This window comes from Rhodococcus daqingensis (assembly GCF_042665615.1).
GTDB classification, from domain to species: domain Bacteria; phylum Actinomycetota; class Actinomycetes; order Mycobacteriales; family Mycobacteriaceae; genus Rhodococcus_G; species Rhodococcus_G daqingensis.
The window spans coordinates 200,613-220,764 of the sequence record NZ_JBHTCS010000012.1; the positions used below are offsets into that span (position 1 = coordinate 200,613).

20 protein-coding genes are annotated in these 20,152 nt (G+C 69.5%); 9 read left to right on the forward strand and 11 right to left on the reverse strand.

Annotated features, from left to right (window positions below; all coding sequences use genetic code 11):
* Positions 1 to 532: 532 nt before the first annotated feature.
* The 6 genes from ACFQS9_RS11195 (at position 533) to ACFQS9_RS11220 (ending at position 6,352) form a co-directional block, all read left to right on the forward strand.
* Positions 533 to 2,053, forward strand: a complete 1,521-nt coding sequence (locus tag ACFQS9_RS11195; RefSeq protein ID WP_378404508.1) for an MFS transporter — start codon at positions 533 to 535, stop codon at positions 2,051 to 2,053.
* Positions 2,054 to 2,232: 179 nt separating this feature from the next.
* Positions 2,233 to 3,096, forward strand: a complete 864-nt coding sequence (locus tag ACFQS9_RS11200) for an alpha/beta fold hydrolase (protein ID WP_378404510.1) — start codon at positions 2,233 to 2,235, stop codon at positions 3,094 to 3,096.
* A gap of 272 nt (positions 3,097 to 3,368) precedes the next feature.
* Entirely contained in the window at positions 3,369 to 3,707 is a 339-nt protein-coding gene (locus ACFQS9_RS11205) for a hypothetical protein (protein WP_378404512.1), read from the forward strand.
* A gap of 178 nt (positions 3,708 to 3,885) precedes the next feature.
* Positions 3,886 to 4,563 carry a PaaI family thioesterase gene (locus tag ACFQS9_RS11210; RefSeq protein WP_378404514.1) on the forward strand — a complete coding sequence of 226 codons (678 nt, stop codon included), beginning with the start codon at positions 3,886 to 3,888 and terminating at the stop codon, positions 4,561 to 4,563.
* A 223-nt stretch (positions 4,564 to 4,786) separates the two neighbouring features.
* Complete coding sequence (locus ACFQS9_RS11215; RefSeq protein WP_378404516.1) at positions 4,787 to 5,050, forward strand: hypothetical protein; 264 nt, start codon at positions 4,787 to 4,789, stop codon at positions 5,048 to 5,050.
* Between the two features lie 123 nt (positions 5,051 to 5,173).
* Entirely contained in the window at positions 5,174 to 6,352 is a 1,179-nt protein-coding gene (locus ACFQS9_RS11220) for an NADH:flavin oxidoreductase (RefSeq protein WP_378404518.1), read from the forward strand.
* A 44-nt stretch (positions 6,353 to 6,396) separates the two neighbouring features.
* On the opposite strand, the gene ACFQS9_RS11225 is transcribed toward ACFQS9_RS11220, so the two are convergent.
* From ACFQS9_RS11225 to ACFQS9_RS11275, 11 genes are all read right to left on the reverse strand, one after another.
* Positions 6,397 to 7,296 carry an SDR family NAD(P)-dependent oxidoreductase gene (locus ACFQS9_RS11225; RefSeq protein WP_378404520.1) on the reverse strand — a complete coding sequence of 300 codons (900 nt, stop codon included), beginning with the start codon at positions 7,294 to 7,296 and terminating at the stop codon, positions 6,397 to 6,399.
* Between the two features lie 119 nt (positions 7,297 to 7,415).
* Complete coding sequence (locus ACFQS9_RS11230; protein WP_378404522.1) at positions 7,416 to 7,571, reverse strand: hypothetical protein; 156 nt, start codon at positions 7,569 to 7,571, stop codon at positions 7,416 to 7,418.
* Between the two features lie 2 nt (positions 7,572 to 7,573).
* On the reverse strand, positions 7,574 to 8,512 hold the full coding sequence (locus tag ACFQS9_RS11235) for an alpha/beta hydrolase (protein WP_378404524.1): 939 nt from the start codon (positions 8,510 to 8,512) through the stop codon (positions 7,574 to 7,576).
* A gap of 324 nt (positions 8,513 to 8,836) precedes the next feature.
* Entirely contained in the window at positions 8,837 to 9,517 is a 681-nt protein-coding gene (locus tag ACFQS9_RS11240) for an SDR family oxidoreductase (RefSeq protein WP_378404526.1), read from the reverse strand.
* Positions 9,518 to 9,536: 19 nt separating this feature from the next.
* Positions 9,537 to 10,298, reverse strand: coding sequence for an ABC transporter permease (locus ACFQS9_RS11245; protein WP_378404528.1), 762 nt, complete (start codon positions 10,296 to 10,298; stop codon positions 9,537 to 9,539).
* Entirely contained in the window at positions 10,295 to 11,263 is a 969-nt protein-coding gene (locus tag ACFQS9_RS11250; protein ID WP_378404530.1) for an ATP-binding cassette domain-containing protein, read from the reverse strand. The genes ACFQS9_RS11245 and ACFQS9_RS11250 overlap by 4 nt, the downstream gene beginning before the upstream one ends.
* A 42-nt stretch (positions 11,264 to 11,305) precedes the next feature.
* Positions 11,306 to 12,388: a sulfate/molybdate ABC transporter ATP-binding protein gene (locus ACFQS9_RS11255; protein WP_378404532.1), complete on the reverse strand. Its 1,083-nt coding sequence runs from the start codon at positions 12,386 to 12,388 to the stop codon at positions 11,306 to 11,308.
* Entirely contained in the window at positions 12,385 to 13,215 is an 831-nt protein-coding gene (locus ACFQS9_RS11260; RefSeq protein WP_378404631.1) for an ABC transporter permease, read from the reverse strand. The genes ACFQS9_RS11255 and ACFQS9_RS11260 overlap by 4 nt, the downstream gene beginning before the upstream one ends.
* 5 nt (positions 13,216 to 13,220) lie before the next feature.
* Complete coding sequence (gene modA / locus ACFQS9_RS11265) at positions 13,221 to 14,021, reverse strand: molybdate ABC transporter substrate-binding protein (RefSeq protein WP_378404633.1); 801 nt, start codon at positions 14,019 to 14,021, stop codon at positions 13,221 to 13,223.
* Positions 14,022 to 14,038: 17 nt separating this feature from the next.
* On the reverse strand, positions 14,039 to 14,443 hold the full coding sequence (locus tag ACFQS9_RS11270) for a TOBE domain-containing protein (RefSeq protein WP_378404533.1): 405 nt from the start codon (positions 14,441 to 14,443) through the stop codon (positions 14,039 to 14,041).
* Between the two features lie 60 nt (positions 14,444 to 14,503).
* Positions 14,504 to 16,384 carry a molybdopterin-dependent oxidoreductase gene (locus ACFQS9_RS11275; protein WP_378404636.1) on the reverse strand — a complete coding sequence of 627 codons (1,881 nt, stop codon included), beginning with the start codon at positions 16,382 to 16,384 and terminating at the stop codon, positions 14,504 to 14,506.
* A gap of 282 nt (positions 16,385 to 16,666) precedes the next feature.
* Here ACFQS9_RS11275 and ACFQS9_RS11280 point away from each other — a divergent pair, with 282 nt between their 5' ends.
* The 3 genes from ACFQS9_RS11280 (at position 16,667) to ACFQS9_RS11290 (ending at position 20,146) form a co-directional block, all read left to right on the forward strand.
* A complete protein-coding gene (locus ACFQS9_RS11280; RefSeq protein WP_378404535.1) occupies positions 16,667 to 16,879 on the forward strand; it encodes a TOBE domain-containing protein in 213 nt (70 codons plus the stop codon).
* A 154-nt stretch (positions 16,880 to 17,033) separates the two neighbouring features.
* Entirely contained in the window at positions 17,034 to 18,611 is a 1,578-nt protein-coding gene (locus tag ACFQS9_RS11285) for a GMC family oxidoreductase (protein WP_378404537.1), read from the forward strand.
* Between the two features lie 35 nt (positions 18,612 to 18,646).
* Complete coding sequence (locus ACFQS9_RS11290; RefSeq protein WP_378404539.1) at positions 18,647 to 20,146, forward strand: aldehyde dehydrogenase family protein; 1,500 nt, start codon at positions 18,647 to 18,649, stop codon at positions 20,144 to 20,146.
* The last annotated feature ends 6 nt before the right edge of the window (positions 20,147 to 20,152 follow it).

Here is a 20,152-nt window from a genome sequence, read left to right on the forward strand (position 1 = left end):
GACCAATCCCCAAGTGACCCAGTGTCACATCCGGATCATCTGACGATCCGGATGTGACACTGGGTCGCTGTCGTTTCGGCTACCGGCCGAGGAACTCCAGCGTCAGCCGGGAACAGGCCGCCCTCGTAGTGCAGCATCCGGCCGTCCCGGCCCCGGATCACGCAGCAGGAGAACGGATCTCGTACCGCTGGGCGGGAGATCGTGACTCGGTGGCGCGGGCGCCGGCCTAGACTCCGCGCCCCTCCGGTCGCGGCGACGTGACGAGCGCCTCGTGGCCGCTCCCGGCAGACTCTGCTACGCGCCCGATTTGCCGTTTACCACGGCTTTCAGGGTGGAAAAGGACCGTGAATGGCGCCGTTCTCCCGCTGGGCGGAACAACGGATGGTGCGAGGGGCCCTCGAGGAACTGTGATGTCGATTACACATTCAGTCGGCAAGCACCTGGTGAATGTGAACAACCACCACATGCCCGGCTCGAACCCTTGTCGGTCTCCGACAACGAGTTCCGTGGATTCACCCGAAAGGACCCGATGATGGTCGCTCCAGCTCAACCCGGCGGTTCATTGCCGCCGCAGGTTCAGGACGCACTCCCGCAGCGGTGGACGCCGCGCCTGATCTTCTCCCTGGCCTCGATCGTGCTCGTTCTCGAGATGCTCGCGATCAGCTACATGATGATCTCGATGGCGCTGCCGTCCATCGCGGCGCACTACCAGACCACCCAGGGTGCCTGGCTGCTCACGGCGTTCCTTTTGGTCGGTGCAATGGCCGCACCGCTCGTCGGCAAGCTCGCCGACATGTACGGCAAGCGCAAGCTGCTGCTGGCGTGCATCGCCATCGCGGCCCTGGGATCTTTCCTCTCCGCCGTCGCCTCGAGCTACGCGGTGCTGATCGCGGGTCGCTGCCTGACCGGCCTGCTCATCCCCTGCCTGTTCCTGAGCTACTCGCTCATCCGTGACGTGTTCCCGGCCAAGACGGTGGCGCTCGCGGTGAGCATCGCGACCAGCGGCATGGGCCTGATCGCCATCCCGGCACCGTTCATCACCGGCTGGCTGATCGACAACCACGGCTTCCGCAGCATCTTCTGGTTCTTCGTGATCGGCCTGGTCGTCCTGGGCGGGATGATCTTCGTGAGCACCAGCGAGTCGCCGGTTCGCCTGCGCTCGCGGCTCGACTTCCTCGGTGCGATCCTGCTGGGCGGCGGCATCGCCGGCATCCTGATCGGCATCAGCTTCGGTCCGACCTGGGGCTGGAAGTCCGGCTCCACTCTGATCTACCTGCTCGGTGGCATCGCGCTGGTCGTGGCGTGGCTGGTCACCGCGGGCACCGTCAAGGAGCCGCTGATCGACCTGAAGGTGCTGCGCCAGCGCTCCGTCGCCTTCACCGCCACCGCCGCCGGATTCATGTACGGCGTCAGCGGCCTGTACACCATGCTGCTCCCGATGCTGGCGATGACGCCCGCGATCATGGGCCTCGGCTACGGGTTCGGTGTCGACGCCGAGGGATTCGCGATCTTCCAGGCGCCGATCGGCGCGCTGACCGTCGTCGGCGGCCTGATCGTCGGAATCCTGGTGGGCCGCAACGTCCGCCCGCGCCCGCTGCTGGCGATCGGCGCCGTCTCGGCCGCGATCGGCTGCGCGGCCACCGCGTACTCGCACGACAGCAAGGGCACCCTGATCCTGTTCGCAGGCCTGGTCGGCCTCGGCATGGGTATGGGCTACGCGGCCGTTCCCAACCTGCTGATCGAGGCGGTCCCGCCGCAGCTGCAGGCGTCCACCGCCAGCATCGTCGGCGTGTTCCAGAGCGTGTTCCCGGCCGCGCTGCCGGTCATCGCGTTCACCGTCATGAACAACTCGCACATCGCGCCGATCCCGCCGGAGATGACCGGGGGCTTCGTGTTCTACACCGACAAGGGCTTCCAGGTCGCCTTCCTGATCGCGGCGGCCGCCGCGGTGGCCTGCCTCGTCGCGGCGCTGCTGCTGCCGCGTCGGATCGAGCAGGTGCAGGTCCCGGCGAGCCAGGTCGACGGCGAGCCGGCCATGGCCACCGTCGACTGATCCCGACCCTCGGATAGAAGGGCGCCGTCCTCCGGTTCACCGGACGACGGCGCCCTTCGCTCGTCGCGGGGGCCGATTGCCCACTGACCGGAACACGAGCTGGGAGTCCGGCGCTCGCGGTGGCAATGTGACGGTGACCACTGGCGGACCGGTACCGCCTGTCGAGAGGGAGGTAGGCGATGACATCGGACCTGAGCTACGAGGGCACACTTCGGGAGATCTCCACGGAGGCGGGCGTCCTGCGCTATCACGAAGCCGGTGACGGTCCCCCGCTGCTGCTCCTGCACGGCTCGGGTCCCGGCGTGACGGGCTGGCGCAACTTCCGGGGCAACCTCGGTGTCTTCGCCGAGCACTTCCGCTGCCTGGTCCTCGAGTTCCCCGGTTTCGGGGTCAGTGACGACTTCGGCGGGCACCCGATGTTCACCGCACAGGATGCGGTGGTCAAGTTCGTCGATGCCCTCGGCCTCGACAGCGTCGACATCATCGGGAACTCGATGGGTGGCGGTGTCGCGATCAATTACGCGATCAACCACCCGGACAAGGTGCGCCGCCTGGTGACCATCGGTGGCATCGGCAAGAACATCTTCAGCCCCGGCCCGGGCGAGGGCATCAAGCTGCTGCAGGAGTTCACCGAGGAGCCCACCCGTGACCGCCTGATCCAGTGGCTGAACTCGATGGTCTACGACCCCGCGATGGTCACCGAGGAACTGATCGAGGAGCGCTGGGTGCAGGCCACCGACCCGGAGACCCTCGACAGCGCCCGCCGGATGTACGGCAAGGCCGCCTTCGTGCAGATGGTGAAGGCGATGGAGGCCTCGGACGCCCCGCCGCCGTGGGCGATGATGCACAAGGTCAAGGCGCCGACCCTGCTGACCTGGGGTCGCGACGATCGCGTCAGCCCGCTGGACATGGCGCTGGTCCCGATGCGCACCATCCCCAACGCCGAGCTGCACGTGTTCCCCAACTGTGGGCACTGGGCGATGATCGAGCAGAAGGAAGCGTTCGAGACGGCCGTCCTGGCCTTCCTGCTGCGCAAGGGTTAGCAGGTCGGGTCGGTCGGGCGGTGGTACCGGCCGACCCGACCTCGCGTCGGAGCTCGCGGCCGCCTCGTGGTGTGGCCGTCGAGGACCCCCGTCCGGGCATGCGGACGGGGGTTTTCGCGTATCCGGGCACGGCGACCCAGCCCCACGGGTGAGGGACTTCCGCCCTGGTGATGATGGATTCGGCCGAACCGGCCCATCAGAGTTGACGGTGTTCGCAGTACACCGGAGGCCCGCACACGTCGGTGCCTTCCCGAGGTCACCCGGAGTTCCCCATGAGTACCGCTCTCGCGACCCGCACACGGGCCCTGCTGCTCGTGCTCGGCGCCGCCGCGCTCGTCGCGGTCGGCGGCGGCGCGGCCGCCCAGGCCGACGTGCCGCCGCCCCCTCCGCCGCCCGAGTGCCTGGCGGGGCCGCATGCCCAGACCGACGCCAACGGCTGCCTGATCCCGCCTAAGCATCAGGGATCGGCGCTTGCCCCCGAGCGCCTGCGGACCGTCGTGCCGGGTCGGCCGATCGCGCCGCCACCGAGGCAGTGGCACGACCCGGCGATCGTGCCGCGGCCGCCCCAGCAGGGCCCGGGTTGCGGCGGGCCGCTGGTGTTCTGCCCGTAGCGGGAAACCCACGGGCTGCCCGGGTCGGTCACGCCGCTGGGGAGACTGTGTGGCCCGCCACATCGGCGGTGTTCATCGTGCACACCGTATGTACAGTGCATATCGGATGAACGATGGGCACGTCTCCAGACCCCACCCCGGGGGCCCGGGCGCCCACTTCCCGTACGAGTGAGGCACCGTGACTGATTCGATCGCTCGCCAGCAGTTGCTGTACGTCCAGGACCAGGCGTCCGACGACGAGATCGCGCGCCAGGCCGAACTGTACGGGCCGCTCACCGACAGTGTCCGGGAGCTGATCGAGGTCGCGCTGCTGACCGAGGTCGACGACCCAGAGGTCCGGGCCGCGCTGGAGCACATCGAGTCCGCCAAGCGTCTGCTGCGTCAGCGCATCAATCCCGGACCCTACGGCGTGCGGTGGGGCGCCTCGGGGCAGAAGCGGGCCTGGGGCAATGCCGCGGCCGGGCTCCGCAACGCGGTGGCGCCGCCCCTGATCGTGGAATGCGATCCGGACGGCCGGGCGAGGGTCGATTTCCACCTCGGTTCCGCGTACGAGGGTCCCGCCGGGCTGACGCACGGGGGTGTGTCCGCGCTCGTGCTCGATCAGGTGCTCGGCGCGGCGGCCGAGGCGGCGGGCGCGCCGGGGATGACCGGGACGCTGACCCTGCGCTACCGTCGGCCCACCCCGCTCGGTGCGCTGCACGCGGAGGCGCGCATCGACCGCGTCGAGGGCGTCAAGACCATCGTCACCGGGCACCTGTCCGGGCCGGATGGCGTCTGCGTCGAGGCGGAGGGTGTCTTCATCCTGCCCCGCTGGGCGCGCGGCAAGGACAGCGCCGCGGTGTCCGATCCGGCTTGACCGGGATCGTCGGCGAGCCCCAATGTGGGATGGCCGTTTTCACCGCTTGTGGTGATGTTCATTCATTCGTGGGTGTACGAGACTTGTAGCCAGCAGTGAGGGAGTTCGAGAAGCCCCGGAGAACTGCACTGGCACAACATCTTCCGATCCACGAAAGAATGTGATCTCCGTGAACAGATCGACGCGAGTCCTCGGACACGTTCCTGCGTCAGGTACGTCGTCGATGTCGGCGCCGCGCGACAGGCGCCGCGGCCTCCTCGGTGGCGTCGCGCCGTTGCTGGCCTTGCTGGTCCTGCTCGGGGCGCTCTCGTTGTGGGCGGGCCGCGTGGCCTCCGTCGAGGTGTCGGCGCCCGCCGGCGGGGCCGGCATCGAGGACCTGGCACCCGGGCTTCCAGATCTCCGGCACCTCGAGTCCGACGCGGGCGCGATGGAACTGGTCCTCACGCCGGATCCCGCGGAGGTGTTGCCCGCCCGCCCGAGGTGGTGATCCGGTGGTGGGGAAGGTCGTGCCGGGCGCGGAGTCTTCGGAGCTCCCGCTCAGTGGGCGATCGCGCCGCGTCCGGTAGGTCGTGCGCCTACGGTCGGGCCACGCACTACGGAAAGGCCGATCGTGACCGATCACCCAGACGTTTTCGCTCCGGCGAAGCTCGGACCTTTGACGCTGCGCAACCGCATCATCAAGTCGGCGACCTTCGAGGGCAAGACGCCGAATGCCCTCGTCACCGACGAGCTGATCGAGTTCCATCGCCGTCCGAGCGCGGGCGGGGTCGGCATGACGACGGTCGCGTACTGCGCGGTGGCGCCGGAGGGCCGCACGGAGTACGGGCAGCTGTGGATGCGGCCCGAGGTGGTCCCGGGACTGCGCAGGCTCACCGATGCGATCCACGCGGAGGGTGCGGCCGCATCCGCGCAACTCGGGCACGCAGGCCCGGTCGCGAACCAGAAGTCCACCGGATTCCGCGCGTTGGCGCCGTCTCGGTCGTTCAACCCGCTGAGCATGCGGATGATCCGCAGTGCCTCCCGCGACGACATCGCGCGGATCACCGAGGCGCACGGAACGGCGGCGGAGTTGGCGGTCGAGTCCGGCTTCGATGCGGTGGAGATCCATTTCGGCCACAACTACTTTGCGAGTTCGTTCCTCAGCCCGAAGCTCAACCGCCGCAAGGACGCCTTCGGAGGTTCGCTGGAGAACCGCGCCCGGGTGGTTCTGGACACGGCGCGCACCGTTCGCAAGGCCGTCGGCAGCAAGGTCGCGATCCTCGCCAAGCTGAACATGGACGACGGCGTCCCCGGTGGCTTCTGGATCGACGAGGCCATCCAGGTGGCCCAGTGGCTCGAGGCGGACGGCAGCGTCGACGCGCTCGAGCTGACCATGGGCAGCTCCCTGCTCAACCCGATGTACCTGTTCAAGGGCGACGCCCCGATCCGTGAGTTCGCCGACGCCATGCCACAGCCGATCAAGCTCGGCGTGCAACTGGTGGGCAAACAGATGATCCATGCCTACCCGTATCGGGACCTGTTCATGCTCGAGCAGGCCCGCCAGATCCGGGCGGCGGTGTCGATGCCGCTGGTCCTGCTCGGCGGCGTCACCGACAAGGCCGGCATGGACACGGCGATGGCGGAGGGCTTCGAGTTCGTCGCGATGGCGCGTGCGCTGCTGCGCGAGCCCGACCTGGTGCACCGGATCAAGCGGGACGAGCGGACCAGGTCACTGTGCATCCACTGCAACAAGTGCATGCCGACGATCTTCTCCGGCGCCCGCTGCGTCCTGGTCGAGCGCGCCTCGTAGCTGGTCGCCTGACGCACCTCCCCACCGCGGTGCCCGCCCGGGGTTCAGTTCGGCGCGGCGATACCCGACGGCTTGATGTTCGGGTTGGTCCACGCCGGCGGCTCCCGCCGCGGCATCTCCGCACGCCCGTCGAGGGTCATCACCGGCACGTCGTGGTGCCACGGGAAGTGCAGGCTGAACGCGACGAGTCCGGTTCGCTCCGCAGCGGGCAGCCTGCACATGGCGAACACCGTCTCGGCCAGGTACTCGACCGGTTCGGTCTCGTACCCCGTGGGCAGCAGTGCCGCGGCGCCCGGAGTCATGATCGCAGTGGAGGGTCCGACGGCGTTGACGGCGATGTTCGCGTCGAGCAGTTCGGCGGCGAGACCCTGGGTCATCCGGTGCAGGGCGGCCTTCGTCGACGCGTAGATCACGTCGCCGGACGTCTTGTTGTAGTCGCGGAACGGTCGGATCGGATCCATGCCGGTTGACGAGCCGATGTTGACGATCCAGCCGGCGCCCCGCTCACGCATGTGCGGGATCGCCGCCCGCGACAGCACGAAGGGTGCGCGCAGGTAGTGCTCGATGGTTCGGTCGAACGTCTCGAGGCTCATGTCCTCGATCGGTGCGTAGTCGGCGAAGCCGGCGTTGTTGACGAGGATGTCGATGCCGCCGGTGGACTCGACGACCCGGTTGACGAGGCTGTCGCGAGCGTCGGCGTCCTCGAGATCGGCCGGGATCGCGATCGCCTTCCCGCCGACGGCCTCGATGAGCGCGACAGTCTCGTCCAGTGAGCCGGGTATCACGGTGCTCTGCTCGGCCCTGATCGACGAGCTCGGCCGCCGCGAGCGCGCGGTGACCACGACAGTTGCTCCCTCGGCGGCCAGACGTTGCGCGATGGCCCGCCCGATTCCGCGACTACTGCCGGTGACGAGGGCCGTCCTACCTGTAAGTACTCCGGTCATGAACTACTCCGAACATCGTAATGGTGTGGTGCACAAGCGCGTTGGTAGATATCCGCAGAGTGTGGCGCAGCATCTGAACGAACCCGAAGTGCTACAACAGTTTCCACTCCTTGTGACCGTCAGCGGCCGGCGTAGGAGCCGCCGCTGAGGCGGATCGTCTGGCCGGTGACGAACTCGCCGGCGGCGGCCAGGGTGTGGGCGATACCGAGCCCGGTGTTCTGCCCACCGCCCGTGATGACGGCGATTCGGTTCTCCAGCGAGAAGCCGGTCAGCATGGCTACACCTCGCCGTCCGCGGCGGCGAGCACGTCGCGCATCATGGCCCAGATCTCCTCGCGCGCGGGCGCGGTGAACGAGAGCGCCGGGATCGTCAGGAAGCCGTGGAAGAGCCCGTCGAATCGCCGATGCCGCACCGGAACCCCGTCGCCGGCAAGCCGCTGCGCGTACGCGTCCCCCGCCGAACACGGCGGATCGAGTTCGGCGGTGACCACGACCGCGGGAGGAAGGCCGGCCAGGCTCTGTGCGCGGGTCGGGACCAGGCGGGCGTCGTCGGTCCCGTTCGGCGCGTACTGCTGCCAGTACCACTGCATCGCCCTGGTGGTGTTGTAGTACCCGGTGCCGTACAGCCGGTACGACTCGGTGTCGAAATCATCGTCGATCACCGGGTACATCAGTACCTGCGCCGCGACGTCCGGTCCGCCGTTGTCGCGGGCCGCGACCGCCACGGTGGCCGCGAGGTTGCCGCCCGCGCTGTCGCCCGCCAGCACGATCCGTGTCGGATCGCCGCCGTGGTCTGCCGCGTGCTTCGCGATCCACTCGAGGGCGCAGTACACGTCGTCGTGGGCTGCCGGGGCGGGATGCTCGGGCGCGAGGCGATAGTCCACCGATGCCACCACTGCCCCGACACCCTGCGCCATGGACCGGCAGAATTCATCGTGGCTGTCGAGGTCGCAGAACACGAACCCGCCGCCGTGGGCGAACACCACCACCGGCAGTTCCGGTGCGTCGTGGTGGGGACGAAAGACACGCAGCGCGAGGTCGCCGCCCGGCCCGTCGATGATGACGTCGCGGACCTCCCGCATGTCCGGCTGCCGTTGCAGCGGCGCGCGTCGGCTGCGGATCACCTCGCGCAGGTCCGGCGGCGGCACGGCGGTCACGTCCGGAAAGCCCTTGTCGAGCGCCTCGAGCATGGCGGCTACTTCGGGATGCAATGTCATGGGTGGTCTCCTGTCGCGTCGAGACGTCGTGCAACAACACCGATTCCGCCGACTCACGGGCTCGGCCGGGCATACCCCGGGGCACAGCCCTCGAACCGGATAGGCGGTGACGGTCGTCCTCGCGCTCACGGTCGAAACCATCTCGAGTCCTGCCGATGACGCCGTGGTTCTGGGCGTTGCGTGCCATGGACGCTAGGACCCACCGTGACGCCGTGAGAATCCTGTTTCCCGGCCAGTGGTCACACTCGCTCGCCCTGCGACTGCCGCGCGTGAGCTGCACCGCCACGGCGGTGACGAGGCGGTGGATGCTCGAGGATCAGGCGCTCACGACCGCGCGATCGGCCGCAGCACGACCTCGGTCGGGTGCGCGTCGCGCGGCGTCTCGATCGCGCCCCGCACCGCGCCCGCGACCGTGGTGGCCTTGAGGAACTGGCCCGGGTCGTACTCGCCGCCCTCGGTCGCGACGATGTCGCGCTGCATGTCGGTGTCGATCCGCCCAGGGTGGATCGACGTCACCCGCAGTGCGGGCTCCTCCAGCCGCAGTGCATCGCCGAAGGCGCGCAGGGCGAACTTGCTGGCCGCGTAGGCGCCCCAGCCGGCGTTGGCACGAAGCCCGGCGCCCGAATTGATCAGCACCACATGCCCGTTCGCGGACCGCAGCGCCGGCAGCAGCAGCCGGGTCAGCTCCGCCACCGCGACCACGTTGGCCTCGAACGTCCGACGCCACACCTCGGCGGTCGTGTCGGCGACCGTGCCGAGGTCGGCCACGCCGGCGTTGTGCACCAGCACGTCGAGACGCTCGATGCCCGCCGCGGCTGCCGCCACCGCGTCGTGATCGGTGAGGTCCGCCGGCCAGCCGACGGCACCGGGCAGCTCCTCGAGCATCGGGCTCAGCGCCTCCGGGCTGCGCGCCCCGAGCAACAGGTCGTGGGTGGGGGCGAGCTCGCGGGCGATGGCGGCGCCGAGGCCGCGGCTCGCCCCCGTGATCAAGGCAGTCGGACGCATGGCTCGAGGCTAGCGGAACCTATGCGTTCTCCTTCGCGAACGTGCGGGCCCCGATCAGCCCCAGCACCAGCGCGAGGCTGATGGTGACGAGGGTGCCGATGTAGACGTCGGAGGACCCGAAGTCGCCGCGGAACAGGGCGCGGGCCGCGTCGACGGTATGCGAGAGCGGGTTGAGCCGCGCCAGGGTCTGCAGCCACCCGGGGCCGAGGGTCATCGGCAACAGAATTCCCGAAAGCAGCAGCAGCGGAACCGAAACCATGTTCAGCACCGAGGCCAGCGAATCCTCCGAGCGCGTCGCCAGCGCGAGCGCGTACGAGGCGGAGGACATCCCGGCGGCGATGATGGCGACCAGGATCAGCGTCAGCAGGAAGCCGAGGGGGTTGGGCCGCAGGTCGAAGAGCAGCACCGCCACCAGGGTCAGGATGGTGGCCTGGACCATGAGCACCACCATGTCCTTGAGCACCCGGCCGAGCAGCAGTGCCCCGCGGCTGGCCGGGGTGACCCGTTGGCGTTCGATGATCCCGGAGCGCAGCTCGTAGACCATCGCGAAGCCCGCGAACATCGAGCCGAACAGCCCGATCTGCATGATCAGCCCCGGCGTGAACAGCAGCCAGGGGTCGGTGCCCGCGCCCATCGGGCTGGCGACTCCCTCGAGCAGCGGACCGAACAGCACCAGGTAGAGGATCGGCTGGGTCAGCCCGATCAGCACCCACAGCGGGTTGCGCAGGTTCGCGCGCAGATGGGCCCAGAAGATCAGGCCGGTCTCGTTGAGAAAGCTCATGCTTGGTCTCCGTCCCGAAGCGAGCGACCGGTCACGGTCAGGAACACGTCGTCGAGGCTGGGTCGTTTCACGGTGAGCGAGCCCGGCACGATGCCCGCCCCCTGCAGCGCGTGCAACAGCGGGATGACCGCCGCGTCGCCGTGCTCGACGGTCAGGTGCACGTGATGGCCCTCGGTGAGCTGCGAGCGCAGGTCGAGGGCGTCGTCGGCGACCGCGATCGCGCGCGCCGTCAGCTCCGGCGCGATCTCGAGGCTGATCACGTCGCCCGAGATGCGGCGCTTGAGCTCGTCGGGCGTGCCCTCCGCGACGATCTCCCCATGGTCCATCACCAGGATGCGGTCGCAGAGGGCGTCGGCCTCGTCGAGGTAGTGGGTGGTGAGCACGATGGTGGTGCCGCGGTCGCGCAGCGAGCGGATGTGATCCCACAGGTTGGCACGGCTCTGCGGGTCCAGCCCGGTGGTCGGCTCGTCGAGGTAGATGAGGTTCGGCTGGTGCACGAGCCCGAGCGCGATGTCAACCCGTCGGCGCTGACCACCCGAGAGCTGCTTGCACTTTCGGCCGCCGAGGCCGTCCAGGTCGAGGGCGGCGAGCAGCGCCTCGGCATTCGCGGTGGCGGTCGCCTTGCTGAGCCCGAAGAGCCGGGCCTGCAGGATCAGCTCGTCGAGGACGAGCTCCTCCTCGTTGGTGGATCCGCCCTGCGCGACGTATCCGATCCGGGAGCGGACCCCGCGCGGGTCCCGGAGCAGGTCGGCGCCGGAGATCACGGCCTCGCCCGCGGTCGGGTTGATGAGGGTGCTGATCATGCGCAGCGTGGTCGTCTTGCCCGCACCGTTGGGACCGAGCAGGCCGAGGATCTCGCCCTCGTACACCTGGAAGTCGATGCCCTTGACGGCCTCGACGGGTCCGGTCTTGGTCGAGAACGTGCGCGCGAGTCCCGAAACGCTGATCATGGCTGGGATGCTCATGGGCCCACGATAGGCAGACCCACCGACAAACGGCGACCGATATCAGGGCGCCAGCGCGGGATGCAGCTCCATTTCCTGGGTCTTGACCACGAAGTAGACGTGCTGCCCCGGCGCCAGGTCGAGGTCCGCGACCGCGGCGGCCGTCACGTCGGCGGCGGGCCCGGTGCTGCCGTCCGGGTGATCCGCTCCCCTGATCCGGACGGTGTTCCCGTGCACGTCCAGCTCCGCGACGGTCACCGGGATCACGTTGCGTGGACTGGCGTGCTCGGGCGGTTCGAGGTGCACGGCCACGGCGCCCGGACGGAAGAGGGCGACGGCCTCGGTGCCCGCCTCCGCATCACCGATACCGGACAGCGTTGTGCCCCACGGGGTCCGGAGCAGTCCCGGCTCGGTGATCGTTCCGGGCACGAGGTTGACCCCCGCCATCCGGGCCGCGAAATCGCTGCGGGGAGTGGTCAGCACCTCGCGCACCGTCCCCCGCTCGACTATCCGCCCGGACTCCAGGACGATCACGTGGTCGGCCAGTGCGAGCGCGTCGAGCACGTCGTGGGTGACGAGCACGGCGGTGCGCTGCTCCTCGCGCAGGATCCGGCGCAGCAGGCGGCGCACCGCGGGAGCCGAGCCGACATCGAGCGCGGCCATCGGTTCGTCGAGCAGCAGCAGCCGCGGGTCGGCGGCGAGGGCGCGGGCGATCGCGACCCGCTGGGCCTGGCCGCCGGACAGCTGCGACGGCCGCCTGCCCGCGAGCGGTTCGGCATCGACATCCCGCAGCCATCGGGTGGCGATCTCGCGTGCCGCGGAACGGTTTTCGCCGCGGCTGCGCGGCGCGAACGCGACGTTCTCCGCGACGCTCAGGTGCGGGAACAGCAGCGCCTGCTGGGACAGCATCGCCACGCCGCGCGCGTGCGCGGGCAGGAACTCCCCCGTCGTCGTGTCGGTCAGTGCACGCCCGTCCAGCTCGACGCGGCCGTGGTCGGGCCGAACCAGTCCGGCGATCAGCGCGAGCAGGGTGGACTTGCCCGCCCCGTTGGGGCCGAGCACCGCGAGCACCTGCCCGGCGTCGAGTTCGACGTCGAGTTCCACGCCGCGATGGTCGAGGCGGGCGTGAACCCGAAGGCCGCTCACAGCACACCGCCGGCCCGTCGCCTGCTGGAGCCGATCACGATCAGCGCGGCCACCAGGACGAGCAGCAGCGACAGCGCCACCGCGGCCTCCGGATCGGTCTCGCGCTGCAGGTAGATCTCGAGGGGCAGGGTCCGGGTGACGCCCTGCAGGGAGCCGGCGAACGTGAGGGTGGCGCCGAACTCCCCGAGCGAGCGCGCGAAGGCCAGCACGGCGCCCGAGACCAGCCCGGGGAGCACCAGCGGGAGGGTGACCCGGCGCAGCACGGTCGTCGGCCGGGCGCCGAGGGTCGCGGCGACCGTCTCGTAGCGCCTGCCGGCGGTGCGCAACGCGCCCTCGAGGCTGACGACTAGGAACGGCAGCGCGACGAAGGTCTGAGCGAGGACCACCGCGGTGGTGGTGAACGCGATCCGGATCCCGAAGGCCTCGAGCTGCTGCCCGAGCAATCCCTGCCGCCCGAAGGTGTAGAGCAGCGCGATGCCGCCGACCACGGGAGGCAGCACGAGCGGCAGCAACACCAGCGAGCGCAGAACCGACTGGCCGGGAAAGCTGCTGCGGGCCAGGACGAGCGCCATCGGGACGCCGACGAGCACGCACAGCACCGTACTCGCGGTGGCGGTCCGCAGGCTCAACAGCAGTGCGGCCCTAGATGATTCGGAGGTGACGAGCGGCACGAAGTGGGCCCAGTCGATCTCCAGCAGCATCGCCACCAGCGGCAGGATCACGAAGAACGCGCCGAGCGCGGCGGGCAGATACACCCATCGGGGCAGTCCCACGGCGACATCGCCCCCGGTCTCCCGGGGGCGAGGCACGGCGCGGAGCGCCCCGATGGGGGTCACGGTGCGCCGAATCCCGCCCCGGCGAGCACCTGACGGCCGGTGGGGCCGGTGACGAGTTCGACGAACTCCGCCGCGGTGGCGCTGTTCTCGGAGCTCTTGAGCTCGGCGATCGGGTAGGTGTTCACCGCGCCCGACGACTCGGGGAACCGGATCGTGGTGACGGCGGAGCCCGCGCCCGCGGCGTCGGTGACGTACACCAGTCCGGCGTCCGCCTGGCCGGAGGTGACCTTCCCGAGCACGTCGGTGACCGAGGATTCCTCGCTGACCGGTGTGATCGCGGTGCTGGTCGACTCCTCGATCTTCTGGGTCGCCGCGCCGCACGGCACCTGCGGCGCGCACACGACCACCTGGTTGCCCGGGTTCGCGAGGTCGGCGAAGGTCGCGATGTTCTTCGGGTTGCCGGGCGGGGTCACGATGGTGAGCGTATTGGTCGCGAAGCTCACCGGGTCGGTGACGGTGAGCCCGGCATCGACGGCCTTGGTCATGTTCTTGGTGTCGGCGGAGGCGAACACGTCCGCGGGCGCGCCCTGGGTGAGCTGCGCGACCAGGTCGGACGAGCCGGCGAAGCTGAACTCGACGTTGGTGCCGGGGTGCTCGGCCTCGAACTTCTCGCCGAGCTCGGTGAACGTCTTCTTCAGCGAGGCGGCGGCGAAGACGGTGATGTCGCCGCTGACCGGTGCGGTCGCCGCGGACGTGGTGGCCTCCCCGGCCGGCTCGGAGTCCGAGCTGGAGCAGCCGGCGACGAGGGTGGCGGCGGTCAGCGCGGCGAGCGCCGCGGCTGTCGGGCCGATGCGCATCGCGCGGGACGTGCGGGTCACGACATTCCTCCTGGGGTTTCGACGATCACGGTGGTCGCCTTGACCACCGCCACGGCGACCTTCCCGGGCTCGAGCCCGAGTTCGGCCGCGGATCCGCTGCTCATCAGCGAGACGACGGTGAAGGGGCCGCACTGCATCTGCACCTCGGCCATCACCTTGTCGGAGGTCACCTTGGTGACCAGGCCGACGAGGCGGTTGCGGGCGGAGCTGCCCACCCCGAGCGGGTCCGGCGGGGGCGTCGCGTGCTCGCGGGCGAAATCGGCGAGGGCCTTGCCGTCGATGACCTTGCGCCCCGACTCGTCCTTCGATGCGGCGAGGCTGCCGCCGTCGATCCAGCGACGGACGGTGTCATCGCTGACCCCGAGCAGCGCGGCCGCGTCCTTGATCCGTATGGACGACACGTGAATCCTTCCGTTGGAACGTCTTTCGATGCCTATCGAGGTTCGTGAGCGTTGCGGTGGTCAGCTCACGCCGAGGTCCACCACCCGTAGTTCGGTCAGTCCGGCGCGACGCCCACCAAGAGAAGGGCAGAGAAAGATCCGGTTCCGCGTTCGCGTCATACGATGAACTCTAGAACAGGGTTTGCGTTGATTCGATACATGATTCTCCGCAACTGCGGTTTCGATTTGGTGCAGAATCGCCGTTGGGTCAGTAGACATCGCGCACGTACCTCTTGTCGGCCGCCAGGGACCGCACGTATGCCTTCGCCTCGTCCGGGTCGAGGCACCCATATAGAAGTGGGCGCCGTTCTGGAGCCAGACCCACAGCTGCGCGCCGCGCTCGCGCATCCGGTCCTGAACGTAGACCTTCTGTTCCTGATTGCGCGAGAACGCAAGCTCGAGCTCGGTGAGGAAGCCGTCCCGGTGCATCGCCTCGATCTCGTCGCGGTAGTAGAAATCGGTCGCGGCGTGTTGCTCGCCGAAGAACAGCCAGTTCGGTCCGGAATGTCCGAGCGCGCGGCGCTCGTGCAGGAACCCGCGGAACGGGGCGATGCCGGTACCGGGGCCCACCATCACCCCGTCCGACTCGGCCCACAGCGCCGCGGGCAGCATGATGTCGGCGTAGTCGTTGGTCTCGGTTTCGAGGAAGGCGTCCTGCGCGATGACCAGCTCGGCGGTCTCGAGGCCCTCGATGACGGTCTTGCGATTGGCTACCGTGGCAACGGGATTCGTGCAGATGATCCAGCACGCCTTGATCTCGCCCGCCGCCATCCGCCCGAACATCTCGATGGTGCCGCCGCCGACCTCGGTGCGCAGCGATCCCCTCGGGATGCGCCACCGGTCCTCGACGAATTCCCGGTCGGCCTCGGAGATCACCGAGCGTTGGCCGGGCAGGCCGGGCCCCATGTACCCCATCTCGCGCCCACCCATGGCGTTGGGCTGACCGGTCAGCGAGAACGGGCCGCTGCCGAGCTCGCAGATCGCGCCGGTGGCCAGGTGAAGGTTGCAGAGCGCGTTGGTGTTCCAGGTGCCGTGGGTGCTCTGGTTCAGCCCCATCGTCCAGCAGCTCATCCAGTTCCGCGCGGATCCGATCCAGTCGGCGGCCTGGCGGATCCGGTCCTCGGGGATGCCGGTGATCTCGCTGACCCGCTGCGGCGAGTAGTCGTCGAGGAAGCTCGGCATCACATCCCAGCCCTCGGTGAACTCGTCGATGAACTCCTGGTCGGTGTGTCCGTTCGCGACGAGCAGGTGCAGCAGGCCGTTGAGCAGCGCGAGATCGGTTCCCGGCTTGATCTGCATGAACAGATCGGATTTCTCCGCAGTGGTGGTGCGCCGCGGGTCGACGACGATGAGTTTCGCCCCGGCCTTCACCCGGTCCATCAATCGCAGGAACAAGATGGGGTGGCAGTCGGCCATGTTGGCCCCGATCACGAAGAAGACGTCCGCGTGATCGAAGTCCTCGTAGGAACCGGGCGGGCCGTCCGCGCCGAGGGACAGCTTGTAGCCGCTGCCCGCGCTGGCCATGCACAGCCGGGAGTTCGATTCGATCTGGTTGGTGCCGATGAAGCCCTTGGTGAGCTTGTTGGCCAAATACTGTGCCTCGAGCGACATCTGGCCGGAGACATACAGCGAGACCGCGTCGGGGCCGTGTTCGTCGACGATGGACCGCAGGCGCGCCGCCGCCTCGCTGATCGCGGCGTCGACGTCGCGGGGCTGCGGCGGCTCGCCCCGGGAGGGGCGGACCTGGGCGGTGTCCATGCGTCCCCCGGCGGCGAGCATGTCGGCCGTCGTGGCGCCCTTGGTGCACAGGCGCCCGGAGTTGGTCGGATGGGACTTGTCCCCGGCGGCCTTGGCGACGAGGCGGAGTCCGGTAGCCGGGTCGCGGCGGACGTCGAACGTCATGCCGCACCCGACCCCGCAGTACGCGCACACCGTCTTGACCACGGCGTCAGGCTGCTGCTCCCCCACCGCCCCTCCTTCCGGTCACAGTCGGTGCCAGGCACCCGGTCAGGCGACCGCCGCGGGTCGCATGCAGATCTTGATCCGCGGGTATTTCGCGGAGTGGACTCCGCTGTTGCCGCTATATGAACTAGTTCTCTCCGTCAATGCGGTTTCGTGTGTGCCGTGGCCTGTGCCGCCTTCGGTAGCGTGGCGTCCGTCATCTCGTCGATCTGGAGGCCGTCCATGCGTCTGTCCACCCGCAATCAGCTGTCCGGGGTCGTCACCGAGGTCACCGTCGGCGCCGTGATGGCGACCGTGAAGGTGCGCCTCGACGGGGGCGACCAGATCGTGACCGCCTCCATCACCAAGGAGGCCGTCGAGGAGCTGGGCCTCGCGCCGGGGGTGCCGACGACCGTTCTCGTGAAGTCGACCGAGGTCATGCTCGCCGTCGAGTGAACGGCTGTGGCGACGCCGCGGTGTTCCTAGACTGGGTGGGCGCGATGAGACGCCCGTCACATCGCGTTGGCACCACCGAGGTCGAGGAGCGCCCGTGGCTGGAGAATCCGCGTCGGAGCGGGCTGGGGTCAAACAGTTTGGGTTGAGACAAGACGTGTTCAACTACGTCATTGTCGGGGCGGGGAGTGCCGGGTGCGTGCTGGCGGCCCGCCTGACGGAGGACCCGAGCGTTTCCGTGCTGCTGCTCGAGGCCGGTGGCGAGGACGACGCCGACGAGATCAAGATCCCGGCGGCGTTCCCGGCCCTGTTCAAGACCAAGTGGGACTGGAACTACGAGACCGCCCCGCAGAAGCACCTGGACGAGCGCCGCGCGTACTGGCCGCGGATGAAGGCGCTCGGCGGCTGCTCGTCGATGAACGCGATGATCTACATCCGCGGCAACCCGGCCGACTACGACGGCTGGCGCGACGAGCACGGCGCGCAGGGCTGGGGGTACCAGGATGTGCTGCCCTACTTTGTTCGCGCGGAACACAATTCGCGTCTCTCGGGCCCGTTTCACGGCACCGACGGCCCGCTCCGGGTGGAAGACCGGCGCTACACGCACGAGCTGACCGACGCCTGGGTCGCCGCCGCGGTGTCGGCGGGGATCAAGCCGACCGAGGACTTCAACGGCGCCGAGCAGGAGGGGGCGGGCCGCTATCAGGTCACCTGCCACAAGGGCAGGCGCTGGTCCACCGCCGACGGCTACCTGAGGCCGGCGCTGGGGCGGCCGAACCTCACCGTGCGCACCGGCGCTCTCGCCACCCAGGTGTTGCTGCGTGGCACGCGTGCGGTCGGCGTCCGGTACCTGTGCGACGGCGTCGAGGGCACCGCGCACGCCTCCGTCGAGGTGATCCTGAGCGGCGGGGCCATCAACAGCCCGCAGCTGCTGATGCTGTCCGGGATCGGGCCCGCCGGGCACCTGCGTGAACTGGGCATCGACGTCGCGGTGAACCTTCCCGGGGTCGGCGAGAACCTGCAGGACCACCCGGTCACCCCCATGCTGTGGAACACGAGGAACACCACCGACCTCGCCGACTTCTCCACGCCGCTGCGGCTCGCGCAATGGCAGGTCACCGGCCGGGGCCCGCTCGCCTCCAATGTGGGCGAGGGCGGGGCTTTCTTCGCCAGCCGCGAGGGCCTCCCGGCGCCGGATCTCCAGATCCTGGTGGCGGCCTCGGGCTTCTACGACAACGGCCTGCGCGAACCAGTGGGCAAGAGGTTCACCGCCGGGGTCACCCTGGTCAGCGTTGCCAGCCGCGGCAGGCTGCGGCTGCGTTCGGCGGACCCACTGTGGCGGCCGGAGATCGATCCCGCGTACTTCGCGGAGCAGGTCGACATGGATGCGATGCTCGCCGGCTGCCGGCGCGCCGTCGAGATCGCCGGTGAGCCCGCGATCGCGGCGTATCTCGCCGGGCCGAGCATGCCTGCCCGCATGGACAGCGACAGCGACCTGGCCGACCACATCCGCGCCTGGTGCCAGACCCTGTACCACCCGGTCGGCACCTGCACGATGGGTGGCGGTGAGGACGCCGTCGTCGATCCGCAGCTGCGCGTGCACGGGGTCGAGGGGCTGCGGGTGGTCGATGCCTCGGTGATGCCGACCGTGCCCCGCGGCAACACCAACGCCCCCACGATCATGATCGCCGAGAAGGCCGCGGACCTGATTCTCGGCAGGCCCGCAATTCGATGACCACCACTGACGACAACCAGATTCGAGGACATGACATGACCACGCTCGAGACCGACCCCACGACCGGCGCCGGCGCCACCTTCGACTCCTTGGATCCGGGGACGGGTGAGGTCGTCGGTACCTACCCCGTGCAGGATGCGGAAGCAGTGGCCGAGACGGTCGAGCGCGCGCGGGCCGCGGCGAAGTGGTGGTCCGGGCTCAGCTTCGCGCAGCGCCGGACCCACCTGGACGCGTGGGCCGGGGTGCTCACCCGCCGGATCGCCCAGCTGGCCGAGGTGATGCACGCCGAGACCGGCAAGCCGCATTCCGACGCGCAGCTCGAGGCCGTGATGGCGATCGGGCATCTCGCCTGGGCGGCCAAGAACGCGCCGAAGGTGCTGGGGCGCAAGCGGGTTCCATCGGGGCTGGAGATGATCGACCATGCCGCGAGCGTGGAGTACCTCCCGCTCGGGGTGGTCGGCGTGATCGGGCCGTGGAACTATCCGGTATTCACCCCGATGGGCTCGATCGCCTACGCGCTCGCGGCCGGCAACGCGGTGGTGTTCAAGCCCAGCGAGTTCACCCCCGGCGTCGGGGCCTGGCTCGTCGACGCCTTCGCGCAGGTGGTGCCGGAACATCCCGTGCTGCAACTGGTCACGGGACTCGGGCCGACCGGCGAGGCGCTGTGCCGCTCCGGCGTCGACAAGCTCGCGTTCACCGGATCGACCGCCACCGGCAAGAAGGTGATGGCCGCCTGCGCGGACACCCTCACCCCGGTGGTCATCGAGGCGGGCGGCAAGGACGCGCTGCTGGTGGACGCCGACGCCGACCTCGACGCCGCCGCCGACGCGGCGCTGTGGAGCGGGATGTCGAACGCGGGGCAGACCTGCGTCGGCACCGAGCGGGTATATGTGCACGAGCGGGTGTATGAGCCGTTCCTGGCCAAGCTCGTCGCGCTGGCCGAGGGCGTGCGGGCGGGCACCGATCCCGAGGCGAAGATCGGCCCGATGACCATGCCGACTCAGTCCGGGGTGGTGCGCAGCCACGTGCTCGACGCCATCAAGCGGGGCGGCCGCGCGGTGGTCGGTGGCCCGGACGCGGTGGGAGACAAGCTGGTTCAGCCGACCATCCTCGTCGATGTCCCCGAGGACTCGATCGCGGTCACCGAGGAGACCTTCGGCCCGACGCTGACGGTCGCGCGGGTTCGTGACATGGACGAGGCGATCGAGCGCACCAACGCCTCGCGCTACGGCCTGGGCTCGGCGGTGTTCAGCAAGCGCCGCGGCGCCGAGCTCGCCCGCCGGATCCGGTCGGGGATGACGGCGGTGAACTCGGTGATCGCGTTCGCGGCGATCCCCTCGCTGCCGTTCGGCGGGGTCGGCCAGTCCGGCTTCGGCCGGATCCACGGCCCGGACGGGCTCAAGGAGTTCGCCTACTCGAAGGCCGTGGCCCGCAGGCGGATGCCCGCACTGATGGCGCTGACCAGCTTCACCCGCACCGCCAAGACCGACAAGATCCTCACCACGATCGCGACGCTGCGGCACGGACGCGGGTGAGACGAA